Source organism: Streptomyces sp. NPDC002935 (assembly GCF_040611295.1).
Taxonomy (GTDB): Bacteria; Actinomycetota; Actinomycetes; order Streptomycetales; family Streptomycetaceae; genus Streptomyces.
This window is the reverse complement of sequence record NZ_JBEXNW010000041.1, coordinates 1-18,263: the sequence shown is the minus strand read 5'-3', so window position 1 is coordinate 18,263 and position 18,263 is coordinate 1. Positions and strand designations below refer to the sequence as shown.

Annotated in this window: 19 protein-coding genes; 11 read left to right on the top strand and 8 right to left on the bottom strand. The window is 73.4% G+C overall.

Annotation, left to right across the window (positions count from 1 at the left end):
* Positions 1 to 54: 54 nt before the first annotated feature.
* Positions 55 to 873, top strand: a complete 819-nt coding sequence (locus ABZX90_RS37210) for an acyltransferase (protein ID WP_355212599.1) — start codon at positions 55 to 57, stop codon at positions 871 to 873.
* A gap of 9 nt (positions 874 to 882) precedes the next feature.
* Here ABZX90_RS37210 and ABZX90_RS37205 read toward each other — a convergent pair whose 3' ends face one another.
* The gene (locus tag ABZX90_RS37205) at positions 883 to 1,740 is read right to left on the bottom strand and encodes a DMT family transporter (RefSeq protein ID WP_355212596.1); all 858 of its coding nucleotides are present in this window, start codon (positions 1,738 to 1,740) and stop codon (positions 883 to 885) included.
* A 92-nt stretch (positions 1,741 to 1,832) separates the two neighbouring features.
* Here ABZX90_RS37205 and ABZX90_RS37200 point away from each other — a divergent pair, with 92 nt between their 5' ends.
* Together ABZX90_RS37200 and ABZX90_RS37195 are read left to right on the top strand one after the other, a co-directional pair.
* Positions 1,833 to 2,405 carry an XRE family transcriptional regulator gene (locus tag ABZX90_RS37200; RefSeq protein WP_351133878.1) on the top strand — a complete coding sequence of 191 codons (573 nt, stop codon included), beginning with the start codon at positions 1,833 to 1,835 and terminating at the stop codon, positions 2,403 to 2,405.
* Positions 2,406 to 2,517: 112 nt separating this feature from the next.
* Entirely contained in the window at positions 2,518 to 3,075 is a 558-nt protein-coding gene (locus ABZX90_RS37195; protein ID WP_351133880.1) for a YbaK/EbsC family protein, read from the top strand.
* Positions 3,076 to 3,274: 199 nt separating this feature from the next.
* Here ABZX90_RS37195 and ABZX90_RS37190 read toward each other — a convergent pair whose 3' ends face one another.
* On the bottom strand, positions 3,275 to 4,363 hold the full coding sequence (locus ABZX90_RS37190; protein WP_355212702.1) for a cation diffusion facilitator family transporter: 1,089 nt from the start codon (positions 4,361 to 4,363) through the stop codon (positions 3,275 to 3,277).
* A 62-nt stretch (positions 4,364 to 4,425) separates the two neighbouring features.
* On the opposite strand from ABZX90_RS37190, the gene ABZX90_RS37185 reads away from it, so the two are divergent.
* On the top strand, positions 4,426 to 4,785 hold the full coding sequence (locus ABZX90_RS37185; protein WP_328556829.1) for a metalloregulator ArsR/SmtB family transcription factor: 360 nt from the start codon (positions 4,426 to 4,428) through the stop codon (positions 4,783 to 4,785).
* Between the two features lie 106 nt (positions 4,786 to 4,891).
* On the opposite strand, the gene ppk2 is transcribed toward ABZX90_RS37185, so the two are convergent.
* Positions 4,892 to 5,815, bottom strand: coding sequence for a polyphosphate kinase 2 (gene ppk2, locus ABZX90_RS37180; RefSeq protein ID WP_351133882.1), 924 nt, complete (start codon positions 5,813 to 5,815; stop codon positions 4,892 to 4,894).
* On the bottom strand, positions 5,812 to 5,964 hold the full coding sequence (locus ABZX90_RS37175; protein ID WP_355212589.1) for a hypothetical protein: 153 nt from the start codon (positions 5,962 to 5,964) through the stop codon (positions 5,812 to 5,814). The genes ppk2 and ABZX90_RS37175 overlap by 4 nt, the downstream gene beginning before the upstream one ends.
* A gap of 183 nt (positions 5,965 to 6,147) precedes the next feature.
* Between ABZX90_RS37175 and ABZX90_RS37170 the strand changes: the two genes are divergently transcribed.
* A complete protein-coding gene (locus tag ABZX90_RS37170) occupies positions 6,148 to 7,044 on the top strand; it encodes an alpha/beta hydrolase (protein ID WP_355212699.1) in 897 nt (298 codons plus the stop codon).
* Positions 7,045 to 7,126: 82 nt separating this feature from the next.
* Here the strand turns inward: ABZX90_RS37170 and ABZX90_RS37165 are convergent, their stop codons facing one another.
* The 3 genes from ABZX90_RS37165 to ABZX90_RS37155 all read right to left on the bottom strand — a co-directional run bounded on the left by ABZX90_RS37165 (position 7,127) and on the right by ABZX90_RS37155 (position 10,026).
* Complete coding sequence (locus tag ABZX90_RS37165; protein WP_351133884.1) at positions 7,127 to 7,567, bottom strand: GNAT family N-acetyltransferase; 441 nt, start codon at positions 7,565 to 7,567, stop codon at positions 7,127 to 7,129.
* Positions 7,568 to 7,742: 175 nt separating this feature from the next.
* A complete protein-coding gene (locus ABZX90_RS37160; RefSeq protein WP_351133886.1) occupies positions 7,743 to 8,150 on the bottom strand; it encodes a CoA-binding protein in 408 nt (135 codons plus the stop codon).
* Between the two features lie 55 nt (positions 8,151 to 8,205).
* Positions 8,206 to 10,026, bottom strand: a complete 1,821-nt coding sequence (locus ABZX90_RS37155) for a TIGR03767 family metallophosphoesterase (protein ID WP_355212585.1) — start codon at positions 10,024 to 10,026, stop codon at positions 8,206 to 8,208.
* Between the two features lie 248 nt (positions 10,027 to 10,274).
* Here ABZX90_RS37155 and ABZX90_RS37150 point away from each other — a divergent pair, with 248 nt between their 5' ends.
* The 5 genes from ABZX90_RS37150 (at position 10,275) to ABZX90_RS37130 (ending at position 16,853) form a co-directional block, all read left to right on the top strand.
* Positions 10,275 to 11,096 (top strand): hypothetical protein, encoded by an 822-nt coding sequence (locus ABZX90_RS37150; protein ID WP_355212582.1) that lies wholly within the window; start codon positions 10,275 to 10,277, stop codon positions 11,094 to 11,096.
* Entirely contained in the window at positions 11,093 to 11,635 is a 543-nt protein-coding gene (locus ABZX90_RS37145; protein ID WP_351133893.1) for a histidine phosphatase family protein, read from the top strand. Before ABZX90_RS37150 ends, ABZX90_RS37145 begins: the two co-directional genes overlap by 4 nt.
* Positions 11,636 to 11,895: 260 nt before the next feature.
* Positions 11,896 to 12,522, top strand: coding sequence for a YigZ family protein (locus ABZX90_RS37140; protein WP_355212578.1), 627 nt, complete (start codon positions 11,896 to 11,898; stop codon positions 12,520 to 12,522).
* A 109-nt stretch (positions 12,523 to 12,631) separates the two neighbouring features.
* Entirely contained in the window at positions 12,632 to 13,795 is a 1,164-nt protein-coding gene (locus ABZX90_RS37135; RefSeq protein WP_351133897.1) for an exonuclease SbcCD subunit D, read from the top strand.
* 55 nt (positions 13,796 to 13,850) lie between these two features.
* A complete protein-coding gene (locus tag ABZX90_RS37130; protein ID WP_355212575.1) occupies positions 13,851 to 16,853 on the top strand; it encodes an SMC family ATPase in 3,003 nt (1,000 codons plus the stop codon).
* Between the two features lie 57 nt (positions 16,854 to 16,910).
* On the opposite strand, the gene ABZX90_RS37125 is transcribed toward ABZX90_RS37130, so the two are convergent.
* Positions 16,911 to 17,357 (bottom strand): Lrp/AsnC family transcriptional regulator, encoded by a 447-nt coding sequence (locus tag ABZX90_RS37125; RefSeq protein ID WP_355212572.1) that lies wholly within the window; start codon positions 17,355 to 17,357, stop codon positions 16,911 to 16,913.
* A gap of 202 nt (positions 17,358 to 17,559) precedes the next feature.
* Here ABZX90_RS37125 and ABZX90_RS37120 point away from each other — a divergent pair, with 202 nt between their 5' ends.
* Entirely contained in the window at positions 17,560 to 18,096 is a 537-nt protein-coding gene (locus ABZX90_RS37120; RefSeq protein WP_351133911.1) for a rhodanese-like domain-containing protein, read from the top strand.
* Positions 18,097 to 18,263: the final 167 nt, after the last annotated feature.

The window sequence follows — 18,263 nt, the reverse complement described above, 5'->3', positions numbered from 1 at the left end:
AGATCACAGCCGTACGACCGCATCGGCGGCACCCGCTCTGAGTACCGTGAGCGGGTGCCCAGGAGCAAGAACACGTTCTCATCATGGCGGCGACGCCTCGCGCAGCGCGTCGTCCACGCGGGCTGGGCCTGGGTGCAGCGCGCGGGCGCGGTCACGACCGAGCGCCCGGGGCGGTTCCGCTTCGGTGCCATGGGAGAGAACACCCGGCTGGCCTTCCCGCTAGGCACGGTCTTCGGTGAACCCTGGATCCACCTCGGCTCCTACTGCATCGTCGCCGAACAGGTCACGCTGACCGCGGGCCTGATGCCCGATCTCGACCTCGGCCCCGACCCGATCCTGCGCATCGGGGACGGTGTCGTGCTCGGCCGCGGCAGCCATGTCATCGCCGACACGACGGTCACGATCGGCAGTGACTGCTACTTCGGGCCTTACGTGTACGTGACGTCCACGAACCACTCGTACGACGATCCGCACGAGCCCATCGGCAAGCAGTGGCCCCGAATGGAGCCCGTGGAGATCGGGCCCGGCTGCTGGATCGGGACCGGTGCGGTGATCCTGCCGGGCGCCCGGATCGGGCGGAACGTCGTGGTCGCGGCCGGTGCGGTGGTGCGCGGTACGGTGCCCGACCACTCGGTCGTCGCCGGAGCCCCCGCACGGGTCGTCCGGCGCTGGGACCCCGTGGCCGGATGGCAGCCGCCGCTGCGCACGCCGCCGCCGGTGCCGATTCCCGACGGGGTGACCCCGGAGCAGTTGCTGGCGCTGTCGGAACTGGACGAGGAGACGGTCGCGCGGCTCGCGGAGCTGGACCTCGACGCCCGGGACGCCTCCGGGGACGTACGCACGCAGCCCGCGGACATCAGCGCCGAATCCTGAACCCGGGGATCAGCCCGTCGCCAGCAGCACGGTGCCGACCAGCGCCAGCCCCGCTCCCGCGGCCTGCGCCGCGCGCAGCCGTTCCCTGAGGAGGCCGCGGGCGGCCAGGGCCGTGACCACCGGGTAGAGCGAGGCGAGGACGGCGGCGACGGTGACCGGGCCGTGCTGGGCGGCGACCGAGTACGTGCCGTTGGCCGCGACGTCGGCGAGGCCGACGAAGGCGAGCGCGGGCAGGGAGGCCCAGGGGAAACCGCCCTCGGGGAGGGCGGGCGCGCCGCGCCGGACGGAGACGGCAAGCGCCGCGCCACCGGTGACGACGTTGGTCACGCGCTGCACGAACAGCGCCAGGAAGAGCCCGGTGACCGACGACGACGCCTCCGCGATCAGCGCGAACACCGTGCCGAAGCCGGCGGCCGCGATCAGCGTCAGGAGGATCGCCTGCCGCTGCACGGGCGCGCCCCGCAGCTGGGGTCCGCCCGCGAGGACGACGCCCGCCACGGCGACCGCGATGCCCGCGATCTGCAGCAGCCCGGGACGCTCCCCGAGGAACAGGCCGACGCCGATGGGGACGGCCACGGCCAGCGATCCGAGCGGGGAGACCACGCCCATCGGTCCGAGCGCGAGCGCCTTGTAGAAGGAGAGCAGCGCGACCGGACCCACCACTCCCGCGGCGACCGCGAACCACAGCTGGGGCCCCGCCGCGCTCCAGCCGCCGGTGGCCACCACGATCGCGCCGAGGACAACCGCCGCGATCGACTGGGAGGCGACGACCACCGTGAGGGCGGGCGTGCGCCGGGTCAGCAGACCTCCGCCGAAGTCGGCCAGGCCCCACAGGAGGCTGGTGGCCAGGGCGAAGAGTGCTGTCACGGGGGCCTCGCAGTACAGTTCGGTGAACGATCAGGTGCACCACACGATAGTTCATCTTATTGAACTCTGTCAGTCAAAATATTGGACGGAATGTGTCGGATCTCGACCTGCTGACTCAATCCCTGGCGCGCAACGTGAAGCGCTGGCGCACCGAGCGCGGCTTCACCCTGGAGGCGCTCGCGGCCCGTGCCGCAGTCAGTCGCGGCATGCTCATCCAGATCGAGCAGGCCAGGACCAACCCCAGCCTGGGAACCGTCGTCAAGATCGGCGACGCGCTCGGCGTCAGCATCACCACCCTCCTCGACTACGAGCAGGGGCCCAAGGTCCGGATCGTCCCCGCCGACCAGGCCGTACGTCTGTGGCACACCGAGGCGGGCAGTTACAACCGGCTGCTGGCCGGAACCGAGGCGCCCGGCCCCCTGGAGATGTGGGACTGGCGGCTCATGCCCGGCGAGGGAAGTCCCTCCGACCCGCACCCCACCGGCACCGTCGAACTCGTGCACGTCATCGCGGGCGACATGACCCTCACCGTCGACGGCGTCGAGCACCGCGTCCCCGAGGGGGCGAGCGTCTCCTTCGAGGCCAACACGCCCCACACGTACGCCAACAAGGGCGAGGTCCCCGTCGAGATGGTCATGGCCGTGTCGGTCCCGCTCGTGCACTGAGGCCTGCGCGGGTTGGTTCCGGACAGGGCACCCACGGCTTCCGGCGGGCCGGTTCCGCCGGTACGCCGAAGGCTCCCGTCGGGTGGGTCCGCACGGCTGTTAGCGTGCCGTCATGCGCGCACCCATCGGACACTTCGACCACGCCGTCCCCGCCCCCGACTGCCTGGACGAACTCACCCGCCCCGTCGCCGACGCCGTGCGCGAGTGGCGCGGGGGCACCCCCGCCGAGCAGTTCGTCTACGTCGACACGGAACCCGAGTGGGCCGACACCGCCACCTTCGTCGAGCACTACGGCAAGGAACTGCTCGACCGGTCCGCGAACTGTGTGGTCGTCGCGGGCAGGCGTGGTGGCGAGACCACGCTTGCCGCGTGTCTCGTGCTGTCCACCACCCGCGTGGACGTGAACGGGGCCGTGCGACGCCAACTGGGCGCCCGGAAGGCATCGTTCGCGTCGATGGACATCGCGACGGGTGAGACCGGCATGGAGTACGGCGGCATCACCCCCGTCGGACTCCCGGGCGACTGGCCGGTGTTGGTGGACTCGGCCGTCGTCGAGCTGTCGTACGTACTCGTGGGCAGTGGCCGCCGGCGCGGCAAACTCCTGGTGCCGGGCAAGGCGTTCGCGGAGCTGCCGAACGCGGTGGTCCTGGAGGGGCTGGGCGTCGCCTGACCCCTTTCACACCGCGCCGTGATGGGGCGGCGTCCGACGTGGATCCCGCTTCGCCGGACAGGGACGCCGGTGGGCACCGTGCTGTGAGGGCCCTGGTCCGCGGGGGATCGGCTCTCGCCGGACGGCGGTGCAGGTGTCCGGCGCGCTGTGATCGAGCGGGGTCCGACGGGATCCGCTCTCATCGGACATCCGTGCCGGTTCACGCTGCGGCGTGATGCGCCAGCGTCCGATGCGGGTCCGGCTCGCCGGGCGTCGGCGCCGGATCGGCGTGGACCAGGGCGGCGGTCAGCTTCGGGACGGCGTGCAGCAGGGCGTGTTCGGCCTCGACGGCGATGTCGTGGGCCCGCCGCACGGTCGCGTCCCCGTCCACCACGACCGCCACCTCGGCACGCAGCCGGTGCCCGATCCAGCGCATCCGCAGTTCGCCCACGTCGCACACCCCCTCGACCTCCCGCAGCGCGCGTTCGGCGCGGTCCACCAACTCCGGGTCCACGGCGTCCATCACGCGCCGGAAGACCTCCCGTGCGGCATCGCGCAGCACCAGCAGGATCGCGGCGGTGATCGCCAACCCCACCAGCGGGTCGGCGAGTTGCCAGCCCAGTGCCGCGCCGCCCGCGCCCACCAGCACCGCGAGCGAGGTGAATCCGTCGGTACGGGCGTGGAGTCCGTCCGCGATCAGCGCGGCGGAGCCGATCTCGCGCCCGACGCGGATGCGGTGCCGGGCGACCCACTCGTTGCCGGCGAAGCCGATGAGCGCGGCGGCCGCGACCACGGGGAGGTGCCGCACGGGGTGCGGATCGAGCAGTCGGCCGACCGCCGCCCAGGCCGCGAAGGCGCCGGACGCGGCGATGGTCAGCACGATCACGATGCCCGCGAGGTCCTCCGCCCGCCCGTAGCCGTAGGTGAAGCGCCGTGTCGCCGCGCGGCGGCCCAGCACGAAGGCGACCCCGAGCGGCAGGGCCGTGAGCGCGTCGGCCGCGTTGTGCACGGTGTCGCCGAGCAGCGCGACCGACCCCGTCAGCACGACAACGACCGCCTGGGCCAGGGCCGTCGTGCCGAGGACGGCGAGCGAGACCCACAGGGCCCGCATGCCCCGGGCCGACGACTCCAGCGCGGAGTCGAGCTTGTCGGCCGTTTCGTGGGAGTGGGGGGTGAGGAGGTGGCGCAGCCGGCTCGCGAGGCCGCGGGGATGGCTGTGCCCTCGGGGACGCGTGTGGCCGTTGCCGTTGCCGCTGTCGTGGCCGTGTGCGTGGCCGTGGCTGTGATCGTGATGGTGCCGGTCGTTCACGTACGTCCCCTTCCGGTGCGCGGGAGTGGACGTGCGGGCGCCCACGAAGCCATTATGTGCGTATGAGCGCACGCATGCACCTATCACCTGCGCACGATGCGCACCCGCGCACCCCCGGCGAGGAACAGTTCGCGCTCGCCGCCGAGCTCCTCGCCCTCCTCGGCGATCGCACGCGTCTCGCGCTGCTGCACGCCCTGACCGGCGGCGAGGCCGATGTCACGACGCTGACCGAGGCGTGCGGGGCGGCCCGTCCGGCCGTCAGCCAGCACCTGGCCCGGCTCCGTCTCGCCGGGCTCGTGAACACGAGGAAGGAAGGGCGCCGGGTGATCTACTCGCTCGGGGACGGGCACCTGCGCCGGGTCGTCGACGAGGCGCTGAGCCTGGCCGACCACCGACTCTCCGACCGACCGGCGCACGACTGAGGCCGAGGGCGCCTGGCAGGGGCTCGGGCGGGCCCCGGAACCGATGTGCGCGCGAGCCGCGCCCGCCCGGGGGCCGTGAGGTCGAGTCCCCGGGCGGCGGGTGCTGTCAGGGGGCCGCGCGGTGGCCCATGGGGGCCATGTAGGCCGCGCCCTCCTCGCCCTCCTCGCCTTCCTCCAGCAGGTTCGCCGCCGCGCCCACGATGCTCGGGTCGGGGCTGCCGACGACCTCCTCGTCCTTGTTCTCGTAGGCGAAGCGGGCCAGGACGCTGCGCATGGCCTCGACGCGGGCCCGCTTCTTGTCGTTGCTCTTCACCACCGTCCAGGGCGCCTGCTCGGTGTCCGTCTCGCGGAACATGGCGACCTTGGCCGCCGTGTAGTCGTCCCAGCGTTCCAGCGAGGCCAGGTCCATGGGGCTCAGTTTCCACTGCCGTACCGGGTCGACCTGACGGATAGTGAAGCGGGTGCGCTGCTCACTCTGGGAGACCGAGAACCAGAACTTGATCAGGTCCACACCGTCGTCGACGAGCATCCGCTCGAAGGCGGGCGCCTGCCGCATGAAGCGCCGGTACTCGTCGTCGGTGCAGAAGCCCATCACGCGCTCCACACCCGCCCGGTTGTACCAGGACCGGTCGAACATCACGATCTCGCCCGCGGTCGGCAGATGCTCCACGTACCGCTGGAAGTACCACTGCCCGCGCTCCCGCTCGGTCGGCTTCACCAGCGCGACCACGCGGGCGCCGCGCGGGTTCAGATGCTCGGTGAAGCGCTTGATCGTGCCGCCCTTGCCGGCCGCGTCGCGCCCCTCGAAGACGACGACGAGCCGTCGGCCGGTCTCCTTGATCCAGCTCTGCAGCTTCAGCAGCTCGATCTGCTGGAGCCGCTTGTGCCATTCGTACTCCTTGCGCTCCATGCGCTGCTCGTACGGGTAGTTCTCCCGCCAGGTGTCCACCGGGCTGCCGTCCGGCCGGATCAGTACGGGATCGTCGTGGTCGGTGTAGTCGACCCGCATGCCTGCCAGCAGTTCCGTCATCCGGCCCTCCTCTTCCCGTGTTCCGATTGTCCGCCGATCGGCTTCCTTCCGCCGTGTCGGCGCAACTGCGGCGCGATCAGATGAACGCCGTACGCCACCACGCCCGCGCAGCCCGTGACGACCGCTACGAGGAACGCGATGAGGTCCATCCCCCGATGGAAGCAATCGGAGGCGTCCACGCGGAGAACCAGAGGCAAAGCCCGCACATGCCGAGTCGAGCTGAACGCGTGTTTACGGGCGTATCGGGCGACGTTCCGCCGGCCGGACCCGGAAACCTGGTGGTCCGTCAAACCGCTTGCCCTCGCGGGGCCGTGCGGATGACGATGGCGAACGTGCCGATCTTCGCCGCTCCCGACGGAACCCGACTCGCCCATCACACAAGGGGCGAGGGGGAACCGCTGCTCTGCCTGCCCGGCGGACCGATGCGCGCCTCCGCCTACCTCGGCGACCTCGGCGGACTGAGGCGACACCGCCGGCTGTGCGTGCTCGATCTGCGGGGCACCGGCGACTCCGGACTCCCGGCCGACCCGGCGACGTACCGCTGCGACCGGCAGGTCCAGGACGTCGAGGCGTTCCGCGCGCACCTCGGACTCGACCGGGTGGATCTGCTCGCCCACTCGGCGGGCGGCGACCTCGCGCTCCTCTACGCGGTCCGTCACCCGGAGCGCGTCCGCTCCCTCACCCTGGTCACCGGACGGGCGCGGGCCCTCGGCGTCGACTTCACCGCGGAGCACCGCGCGGAGGCCGCGGCGCGGCGCGAGGCGGAGCCGTGGTTCGCGAGCGCGCGCGAACCGTACGGGCGCATCTGGGCCGGTACCGCGACCGATGCCGACTGGGACGCGGCCACCCCGTTCTTCTACGGCCGGTGGGACGCGGCCGCGCGGGCGCATGCCGCGACCGAGGTCGAGCAGACCAACGAGGAGGCCGCCGAACGCTACGCGGCCCCCGGAGCCTTCCGGCCGGACGAGGCCCGCGCGGCTGTGGCCGCGCTGGACGCGCGCGTGCTGATCGTCGCGGGCGCGCTGGACAGCGGCCCGCTGCCGCGTGTCGCCGCCACCGTCGCGGGCCTCTTCCCCCGGGCCGAACTGGCCGTCCTGCCGGGCGCCGGCCACTTCCCGTGGCTCGACGACCCGCTGGGCTTCAGCGAGACCGTCGCGCGGTTCCTCGCCCTGGCCGACGGCCGAGGGACGGCCGGAGGAGCCAGTCGTCGGGGGCGGCCGAGAAGTTGATGGTTCAGGACGGCCGGGGGCCGATGGTCCCGGACGGCCGGCGGCATCGACGGCCCTGGCCGATCACCTGGGCACCGACGGCTCAGGCCAGGCGCAGGTCGATGTATTCGGCCGTCTCGCCCGGCAGGACATAGCGCTCGATCTCCACGAACCCGTGGCGCAGGGCGAAGCGCAGCCCGGCCTCGTTGGCCGTGAGGACGACCGTCTCGATCACCTCGGCCCCCAGTTCGCGCGCCTGTGCCAGACCGCGCGCGTACAGCTGCTCGCCGAAGCCTCGCCCGCGGTGCTCGGCGAGCACGCGCGCGATCACGGTCGCCGTCGCGCTGTCGTCGGTGGGCGGCCGCACGGTCGTGCAGCCCACCAGGACGTCGCCGAGGTACGCGACCTCCAGGCGGTTGCGCAGGACGCGCTCGCGCACGTCGTCGAGCGACATGGCGGCGGGCGGGACGATCACATTGTGGACGTGCTGCCAGTCCGTGAGACGGGCTTCGTCGTCCGGCTGCTCGATGCGAAGGAGGGGCACCGGAGCAGGAAACCGGTGCGGGCCGTGCCGCGTCAACAAGATTTGCCGACGGGGCGCGGCCGCGCGACGGCGACAGGCGATACGCGCGGCCCGTCGGCTGCGGTACGCGCGGCCGGGGGCGTAGGCACCCGGCCGCGGTGCGCCGCGGTGCGCCGCGCTGCGGTGCCCTGCGGGTTCAGCCGAGCCGCGGGATCTCGATGGCCGGGCAGCGGTCCATGACCACGTCGAGCCCGGCGGCCCCCGCCCGCTCGTACGCGGCCTCGTCGATGACGTCGAGCTGGAACCAGACGGCCTTGGCGCCGATGGTGACGGCCTCGTCGGCGACCTGCCCGGCGAGGTCGCTGTTGACGAAGACGTCGACGACATCGACGTCGAAGGGGATGTCGGCGAGGGAGGCGTACCCCTTCTCCCCGTGTACGGTCTCGGCCTTCGGGTGTACGGGCACGATCCGCTTGCCGTAGCGCTGGAGGACGTCGGCGACGCCGTGGGCCGCTCGGCGCTCGTTCGACGAGAGTCCGACGATCGCCCAGGTGTCGCCGAGCTCGGTGAGGATCTTGCGGATCGTTGCCTGGTCGCCGTACACGGTCGGCCTCCCTGTCGTCACTGCCATGGCTGCTCAGCGGGGAGAACAGCGCGCGTCACGCGGTGATTCCCAGCAGTTCGGCGTTGCGGTCGCCCGGGCCGCCCGCCCATCCCTCCTGGACGCCGGTCCGCATGCCCTCGGCCAGCCCGGGCGCGTTGTAGGCCAGCTCCCGGTAGAGGGAGGCGAGGCCGGTCGCCGACAGGTCGGAGAAGTCGGCGGAGGTGCGGTGCGGCGCGGCGGACTCGATGAGAGTGGTGAACAGCGACACCGTCCCGTCGCCGTTGTCGGCGAGTTCGAGCAGGCGGGCGTGATGCGGATAGTCCACGTGGGAGGCCGTGTTGACCTCCCAGAAGGAGCGCTCGGGCGTCGGGTGCGCGTGCGGGGTCACGCGGTTGACGTGACTGTGGCCGTTGATCCAGGCCACCACGTTCGGGAAGCGGGAGAGCAGGGCGATGACCTCGGCTCCGTCGTGACGCGGCTCGTCGGTGCGCGCGGCGTCGGGGCGGCGGGTCATGCTCGGGCTGTGGTGGTGGCTGAAGACCAGGACGTGGGCGTCGTCGGCGCCGGGACGGTGGACCGGGCGGCCGTCCGCGTCGTAGGACCGCGAACTGTGCGCCGCCAGCGTCCGTTCCAGCCAGCGGAGCTGTTCGGTGCCGAGTGAGCCCTCGTAGTGGCCGCTGCGGTACGTCGTGTCGATGCTGACGCCGACGACGTTCTCGGCGATCCGGAAGGAGTAGTACAAGCGGTCGCCGTCCAGGTGGTCGGGCGTGTAGCCGTGTCCGACCGGGCCCGCACCCGTGTGCGCGGGGTCGAGATGGGCGGCCAGGTAGTCGCGCGGGGTGCACAGCCGTCGGCGCTCGTCGGGGGTCACGTGCCGGGTTTCTGCCGTGTGCCGGCGCAGGATGGCCGTGAGGACGTCGCTCTTGGGATCGTCGCCGGTCCGCAGCGCGTTCGCGTAGGCGGCCGCGTCCGCGTCCGGCACCGAGAGGAGCTTGCGGGAGCCGACGGCGATGTCGCCGAGCGCGGGGGAGAGACAGCCGCCGGGCAGGGCGTCGTGGTTGCCGGCCGTGGAGTACCAGGGGATCCGCAGCCCCGGGCTGGTCACCGGCCTGGTTGCGGCGGCGAGGAAGCCGGGGATCGACGGCAGGCCGCGCCGCTTGTCCAGGTCGCGTACGGTCGCGTCGTCCGGGTGCCAGAAGAGGGGGAGACTGGAGTTCTGGACGCCCTCGTACGCCGTCGGGTCACCGGTGCTGGGCGTGATCCGGCCGCCGCTCATCAACGTGAGGAACCACTCCAGCTCGATCGCCGCGTTGTTGTCGAGGTTGTCGCCCGTCGTCATCACGAACGCGGGCGGCAGCCCGGTGTGCGGACCCTCGCGGAGGGCGTTCACCTGCTCCACGAGCGCCACCGCGCCCGCCACCGTCAGGGCCTCCTGGGCCCGCCACGCGGTCGCCGACCGCGCCCGAAGGAACTCGGTGCGCAGCGGATTCTGCACGTCGGCGAGGTGCAGATCGGTGAACTGGACGAAGCAGGCGAGCGGGGTACGCCGGTCCTCGCGCCCGGAGCGGGCGGCGGCCAGTTCCTCGCGTACGACGAGCGGCCAGCCGGGGCCGGAGACAAGCCGCCGGTAGCTGCCGGGGCGGGCGGGGCCGCCGAGACGGGCGGTCGTCTCCAGCGTGGTGGCCGCGGTGTACGCCGCCGCCGGGCGGGCCGCCCGGGCCGGTCGCCGCGCGGACGGCTGGTGAGCGGACGGCTCGTGCCGCCGGCTGGGCAGCAGTGCCCCCGCCGTGCCCGCGAGGCCCGCCGCCAGGGCGGCGCCCGAGGCGAACAGAAGACGACGGCGGTCGATCGCGGACGTGGGTTCGGTCCCGGCCATGGGGCAGCCCTCCGGTGCCTCCGAGTGACTCACTGATCGGAACCACTCATTCAGGCCTCGGGGGCCCATCGCGTGGCGCCGTCGTGAACGCCGCGTGATGGCTTGTGGAAGCCGGTGGACCCCGGTGCGCGCTGCCGGGCGGACGGCTGCCGGGCGCGCGGCCCTCAGGGCCCGCTGAAGCGCGGGCGCATGTCCGGAACGGCCCCCACCTCCCCACACCCGCGCGTGCACCCGCCTAGGCTCACCTCGTGCTCCGGATCCTCGACGCCCGTACGGGCGAACCCATCGACGCAGCCCTCGCCCGCCGCGGCCTGATTCGTGTCCACGCGCACGTGCCCGGGTTCGACACCACGGGGCTGCGGGTGCTCCTGGTCGCCGACGTCCTGGTACGGGCCCTGGAGATCGGCGGCAGCCCCGTGTGGGCGACCCTGACCTCGGCGCCGGACCCGGCGGACCCCGCGGACCAGGTGGACTCCTCGGATCCATCGAACCCATTGAACCCATCGAGTCCATCGGACGGAGGGGACCCGGTCGGCCTCTCGGGCGCGGCGGGGCTCCGGGCGAGCGCCGCGCAGCTCGGAATCCGGCCGTTCGAGGACCACCGTGACGCCGGGCCGGGACCGGCGGCGACGCAGGCCATCGACGTCGTCACGCCGGGGGGCGCCGAGACGGCCGGAGTGCGTGTCGAGGTCGCGCCCGTCGACACCAGGGGCGGTTCCGCTCCCGCTCCCGCGGATCCCACCGTGCTGCGTCTGGCCCTGCTCGCGCGCCGCAGGGACCAGCCCCTGCGGCTCGACGCGGCCGACCTGGCGGAGGCCGAGGGCACCCTCAAGCGCTGGCGCGCCGCCGTCGCCGGATGGGCCACGCGGCCGTCCAAGCCGGTCCCCGACGACGTACGGGCACGGCTGCGCGGCGCCTGGGAGGACGACCTCGACATCCCCGCCGTGCTGGAGGTGCTCCGGTGGGTCGAGACGTCGGATGTCGCGGAGGGTGCCCGCTTCGAGACGTACGCCTACGCCGACCGGCTGCTCGGCCTCGAACTCACCCGCGAGATCGGGGCGTCGCTGTGACCGCGCGCGCCGCGGCGGGCCCGAGGCGAAGACTGGTCGTGCTGCGGCACGCCAAGTCCGCCTGGCCCGGCGGAGTGCCCGACCACGAGCGGCCGCTCGCGACGCGCGGCCGTCGCGACGCCCCCGCCGCCGGACGCGCCATGGCGGGAGCCGACCTGCTTCCCGACCTCGTGCTGTGCTCGACCGCCGTACGCGCCCGCCAGACCTGGGAGCTGGCGGCCGAACAGTGGGGCACTCCGCCGCCCGTGCGGCTCGACGAGAGGCTGTACGCGGCGGACGTACCGGAGTTGCTGGAAGCCGTGCGCGAAGTCCCGGAACACGTAAGGACCTTGCTGCTGGTCGGGCACAATCCCGGGCTTGAGGAGCTGGTCCTGGAACTGGCCGTCGACGGCCTCGACGACACACTGGACCAGGTCCGGACGAAGTTCCCGACCTCGGCCGTCGCGGTCCTCGTCTGGCACGGCAGCGCCTGGCACGAACTCGGTTCCGGCGAAGCGCTGTTGACGGACGTCGTCGTGCCGAGGGGCAAGAAGGAGTGAATCTCGGCCGACGTGGGTCCGGCGCCCGCGGTCCGGGACGGACGCGGCGCACGCCACGCCGGTTCCCGAAGCCGCGCGGGCCGAGTGCCGGGTCCGGGAAGCCGGGCCGCGTCGCGCGTGGAGACAGCGGAAGGGCGGCGAGCGCGGTGACGCCCGGCCGCCGGCCGAGCGTCGGGCGCGCCTGACCCGCGCCGCGCGCGGCGGCCCGTGCGCGAGGCCCGCCGTCGTGCACGCGCGCGTGCAGCGCATACGCTGGCGTGATGCAGGACGAGTACCGCACAGTGGCCCGAGCGGGCGTGCACGAGACCGAGGTCAACCGCTCCCGGTTCCTGTGCGCCCTCGGCCCGGCCGCCACCGAGCGGGAGGCCCAGGACTTCATCGCCGCCGTCCGCAAGGAACACGCGGACGCCACACACAACTGCTTCGCCTACGTCATCGGCGCCGACGCCGCAGTGCAGAAGGCCGGCGACGACGGTGAACCGGGCGGCACCGCGGGCGTCCCCATGCTCCAGATGCTGCTGCGCCGCGACATGCGGTACGTCGTCGCCGTCGTCACCCGCTACTACGGCGGGGTCAAGCTGGGTGCCGGCGGTCTGATCAGGGCGTACGGCGGCTCGGTGGGCGAGGCGCTGGACGCGCTGGGCACGATCACCCGCCGCCGCTTCCGGCTGGCCACGGTGACCGTCGACCACCAGCGGGCCGGAAAGGTGCAGAACGACCTGTGGTCCACCGGGCGCGAGGTACGTGATGTGCGTTACGGCGAGGCGGTCACCATCGAGATCGGGCTGCCGGACGCCGATGTGGACGCCTTCCGGGCGTGGTTGGCCGACGCGACGGCGGGAACGGCCGGGTTCGAGCTGGGCGGAGAAGCCTACGGAGACGCGTGACGATCCGGGCGAATGGCGATGAATCGGTCGACTTCCGCGCTGGTCATCACGGGCCGATACGGGAGTAACCGCCCGTGATGTCAGACCCGGCCGTTACCCTTCGGGGATCATGAGGCTCCTGCACACTTCCGACTGGCATCTCGGCCGGGCGTTCCACCGGGTGAACATGCTCGGCGCCCAGTCCGACTTCATCGGCCATCTCGTCACGACCGCGCGTGAGCGCGAGGTGGACGCCGTGGTCGTCTCGGGAGACGTGTACGACCGGGCCGTCCCGCCGCTGGCCGCCGTCCAGCTCTTCGACGACGCCCTGCACCGCCTCGCCGATCTCGGCGTGCCCACCGTGATGATCTCCGGGAACCACGACTCGGCCCGCAGGCTCGGCGTCGGCGCCGGACTGATCGGGCGCGCGGGCATCCATCTGCGGACCGACCCCGCCGCGTGCGGCACGCCCGTGATGCTGGCCGACGCCCACGGCGACGTCGCCTTCTACGGCCTGCCCTATCTCGAACCCGCCCTGGTGAAGGATCAGTTCGGGGTGGAGAAGGCGGGCCACGAAGCGGTGCTGGCCGCCGCCATGGACCGGGTCCGCGCCGACCTCGCCGCCCGCGCTCCCGGCACCCGCTCCGTCGTCCTCGCCCACGCCTTCGTCACCGGCGGCGAGGTGAGCGAGAGCGAGCGGGACATCACCGTCGGCGGCGTCGCCTCGGTGCCGGCCGGAGTCTTCGACGGTGTCGACTACACCGCCCTCGGCCACCTGCACGGCAGCCAGGTCATCGGCGAGCGCGTGCGCTACTCGGGCTCCCCGCTGCCGTACTCCTTCTCGGAGGCCGGCCACCGCAAGAGCATGTGGCTCGTGGACCTCGGCCCCGACGGCTCCCTGGCCGCGGAGCGGATCGACTGCCCCGTGCCCCGCCCGCTCGCCCGTGTCCGCGGACATCTGGAGGACCTGCTCGCCGACCCGGAGCTGGGGCGGCACGCGGGCGCCTGGGTCGAAGCGACCCTCACCGACCCGGTGCGGCCGGCCGACCCCATGGCACGGCTGGCCGAGCGTTTCCCGCACACGCTCAGCCTCGTCTTCGACCCCGAGCGCTCGCCGCAGGCCCCGGAGGTCTCGTACGCCCGCCGGCTGGCCGGCCGCAGTGAACAGGAGATCGCCGAGGACTTCGTGGCCCACGTGCGCGGCGCGGGCCCCGACGTCCACGAACAGGCCGTGCTCCGGGACGCGTTCGACGCCGTCCGCGCCGACGAGACCGTACGGGAGGTCGCCCGGTGACACCGCCTCCGCCGCACACGCAGGACGCCGCCCGCCCGGAGATCGAGGGGAACCGATGAGGCTGCACCGCCTGGACATCACCGCCTTCGGCCCCTTCGGCGGTGCCCAGCAGGTCGACTTCGACGAGTTGTCCGGCGCCGGGCTCTTCCTGCTGCACGGACCCACGGGCGCGGGCAAGACATCGGTCCTCGACGCCGTCTGCTACGCGCTGTACGGCGCGGTTCCCGGTGCCCGGCAGAGCGCGCAGGGCCTCGGCCTGCGCAGCGACCACGCGGCACCCTCCACCCGCACCGAGATCCGCCTCGAACTCACCGTCGCCGGACGCCGGTTGGAGGTCACCCGGCAGCCGCCCTGGGAGCGCCCCAAGAAGCGCGGCACGGGCACCACCACCGAGAAGGCACAGAGCTGGCTGCGCGCGTACGACCCCGCCGCCGGCGCCTGGAAGGACCTCAGCCGCTCCCACCAGGAGATCGGCGAGGAGATCACCCAGCTGCTCGGCATGAGCCGCGAGCAGTTCTGCCAGGTCGTGCTGCTGCCCCAGGGCGACTTCGCGCGCTTCCTGCGGGCCGACGCCGAGGCCCGCGGCAAGCTGCTCGGCCGGCTCTTCGACACCCACCGCTTCGCCGAGGTCGAAAAGCGCCTCGCCGAGCGGCGGCGCACCACCGAGGCCGAAGTGCGCGCCGGTGACGCCGCGTTGCTGGCCGACGCCCACCGCATGCACCAGGAGGCCGGGCACACCGTCGAGGTGCCGCTGCCCGACCTCGGGCCCGGCGATCCGGGCCTCGCCGAGTCCGTGCTCTCCTGGGCCGCGGTGGCGCGCAGCACCGCGCGCGAAGGGCTGACCATCGCCCGCTGCGCGCGCGGTGCCGCCGAATCGGCGCAGGCCGCGGCCGACCGCGTGCTCGACGACGTCCGCGAAGTGGACCGGCTGCAACGCCGGTTCACCGAGGCGCGGGAGCGGGCCGCGCGACTGGAGGAGCGCGCCGACGGCCACCGGGACGCTCAGACGCGGATGGAGCGAGCGCGCAAGGCCGAGGCGGTGGCCCCCGCACTCGACCTGCGCGATTCCACCGAGGCGGAGCACCGGCGCGCGGCCGGCGAGGAGACACGCGCGCGTGCCGCCCTGCCGGAGACGTTCGCCGATGCCGGAGCGCCCGGTCTCGCGGCCGCCGCGCGCAAGGCCGCCGAGGAACTGGGCGGCCTGGAGTCGGCACGCCGCGCCGAGCGGCGCCTCGCCGAACTCGGCACGGAGCGCGCCTCCCTGGACCGCCAGGAGCGCGCCGACGAGGACGTCCTCCAGGACGCCGAGAGCTGGCTGGCCGGCTGGGAGGACACCCGCGCGGGCGTCGAAGCGCGGATCGAGTCCGCCCAGGAGGCCGCGGCCCGCGCCGAGCAGCTCGCCGTCCAGCGCGAACCGGCGCTCAAAAGGCTCGGCGCGGCCCGCCTGCGCGACGAGTTGGCCCAGGACACCGAAGACGCCCATGCCCGCAGCCTCGCCGCGCGTGAGCACGCGACGGCGGCGCACGCCCACTGGCTCGAACTGAAGGAACAGCGCCTCCAGGGCATCGCCGCCGAACTCGCCGCCGGGCTGGTGGACGGCGAGTCCTGCGCCGTGTGCGGCGCCACCGAACACCCCGCGCCCGCCCGGAAGATCGCCGGTCACGTCGACCGCGAGACGGAGGAGCGGGCCCTCGCCGCCTACCGGCGCGCGGACGAGCAGCGCACCGAGGCCGAAGGACGGCTCGGCCTCGTACGCGAGGCGCTGGCCGCCGCGACCGCCGAGGCACATGACACGCCGACCTCTCAACTCGCCGAACAAGCCGAGGAGTTGGAGCGGCTGCACGCCGAGGCCCGCACACTGGCCTCCGGACTGCACGCCGCACGCGAGGCACGCGAGCGGGCCGAGCGGGAACACGAGCGGCGGCTGACCGCCCAGCAGGAGGCCGCCCGCCGGGTCGCGTCACGGGCCTCGCTCCGGGATGCCCTCGACCGCGAAAAGGTGTCACTGGAAGGCGAGTTGGAACAGGCGCGGGGCGCCGCCGGGAGCGTTTCCGAGCGGGCCGCGCAGCTGGAGCGGAGGGCCGCGCTGCTCACCGAGGCCGCGGATCGCGTCCGTGTGGCCGAGGACACCGCGCAGCGCCTCAAGGAAGCCGACGCGCGTCTCGCCGACGCGGCCTTTCGTGCCGGGTTCGAGACTCCGCGGGCCGCGGCCGCCGCGCTGCTCGACGACGTGGCCCACCGGGAGCTCCAACGCAAGCTCGACGCCTGGCAGCTGGAGGAGTCCGCGGTTCGCGCCGTACTCGCCGAGGCCGACACCACGGACGCGGCGCGACGCCCGCCCGCCGACCTGTGGGCCGCCGAGCAGACGGCCGAGTCCGCCGCCCGGCGGCTGCGGGGCGCCGCCTCGGCGCAGGACGCGGCGGCCCGGCGCTGCGCGGAGCTGGACGCCCTCTCCCACCGGGCGACCGCAGGAGTCCACCGGCTCGCCCCGCTGCGCGAGGAGTACGACCGCGTGGCCCGGCTGGCCGGTCTCGCGGCCGGCACGTCGGCGGACAACGAACGCAGGATGCGCCTGGAGTCGTACGTCCTCGCCGCCCGTCTGGAGCAGGTCGCCGCCGCCGCGACCGTCCGTCTCCAGCGGATGTCCTCAGGGCGCTACACCCTGGTGCACTCCGCCGACCGCGCGGGCCGCGGCCGCAGCGGGCTCGGACTGCACGTCGTGGACGCCTGGACCGGACGGGAGCGCGACACGGCGACGCTCTCCGGGGGCGAGACCTTCTTCGCCTCCCTCGCCCTGGCCCTCGGTCTCGCGGACGTGGTCACCGACGAGGCCGGCGGGGTGCGGCTCGACACGCTCTTCATCGACGAGGGCTTCGGCAGCCTCGACGACCAGACCCTCGACGAGGTGCTCGACGTCCTCGACTCGCTGCGGGAACGCGACCGCAGCGTCGGCATCGTCAGCCATGTCGCCGACCTGCGACGCCGCATCCACGCCCAGCTGGAGGTCGTGAAGGGGAGGACCGGATCGGTCGTACGGCAGCGGGGTGCGCAGGAGTGAGCCCGGGTGCCTGGGCGCCGCGGTCCGAATGGGAACGGGCCGTCTCGGTGAGCCGCCTCAGTGACCCAGAGGACGGCGCGGCAGCGGTGACGAGTAGACGACACTCGTCGTCACCGAGCCCAGCGTGCCGATCTTGCCCGACACCGTCTCCAGATGGCTCATCGAGCGTGCCGCGACCTTGATGACGAAACAGTCGTCGCCCGTGACGTGGTGCGCCTCCAGGATCTCGGGCGTCACCTCGACCAGGTCGTGGAACGGCTTGTAGTTGCCGTTCGGATACCTCAGCCGTACGAACGCCAGGATCGGCAGACCCAGGCTCTCGGGGTCGACGACGGCCGCGTACCCCTGTATGACACCAGCCTCCTCCAGGCGGCGCACCCGCTCGGTGACCGCGCTCGCGGACATGGAGACGGCCCGGGCCAGCTCGGCGAAGCTGGACCGGCCCTCGCGCTGGAGGACATCGAGGATGCGCCAGTCGGTGGCGTCCGGGGAATACGTGGTCATCCGTGATGGATACCAGGTGAATCCCCGGCCGATCAAGAGTGATGCCGTGGATCGGTACTTCAGGAAGCGGATCGACGGACATAGATTTCTGGGCAGGAAGTCCCGCGAGATCGGTGCGGAGAAAGCACCGCGGTGGCAAGGGCGGCACCGGTTCGGCGGGGCTCGGCAGAAAGGCCAGACCATGACTGCGACTGCTGACGACATGACGACCGGCACCCTGACCGGTCCCGTGTCGACCACCGCCGGGGCGGACACGGTGACCGATTCCGTGACGGCGGCGAACCCCGTTCTGCGGGTGGCGCCGGCCTCCCCGGCCGCGGCCGCCGCCTACTTCGGCGCGAGCCTCGCGTTCCACGCGGACGTGTCCGACGTGGCCGGGGCCCTCGCCGCCGACGGCGACCCCGGGTTCGTCGTCCTCGACTCCCGCTCCACCGAGTCGTGGGACCAGGGACACGTCCCCGGCGCCGTCCACCTGCCCACCGCACTCATCCCCGAGCAGGCGGAACAGCTCCTGGACAAGTCGGTGCCGGTCGTGACCTATTGCTGGGGCCCCGGCTGCAACGGCGCGACCCGAGCGGCCCTCGCACTCGCCCAACTCGGCTTCCAGGTCAAGGAGATGCTCGGCGGCTTCGAGTACTGGGCGCGCGAGGGTTTCGAGTTCGAGACCTGGGAGGGACGGGAGCGCCGCACCCCGGACGCGCTGACGGCGCCCGTGGACGCGGAGGACTGCGGCTGCTGATCCCGGGGGAGCGGGCCCGCTCGTACGACTCCGGCGCCCGCGTTCCCCTCCGATGTCCGCGTCCGGCTTCCGGGGCCCGCCTGCCGCACGGGGGCGGACCAACGGGGCGGGGGGGGCCGGGGCGGCCCCCGCGCGGGGGCCCGCGGGCCGGGGCCCCGCGGCCCCCC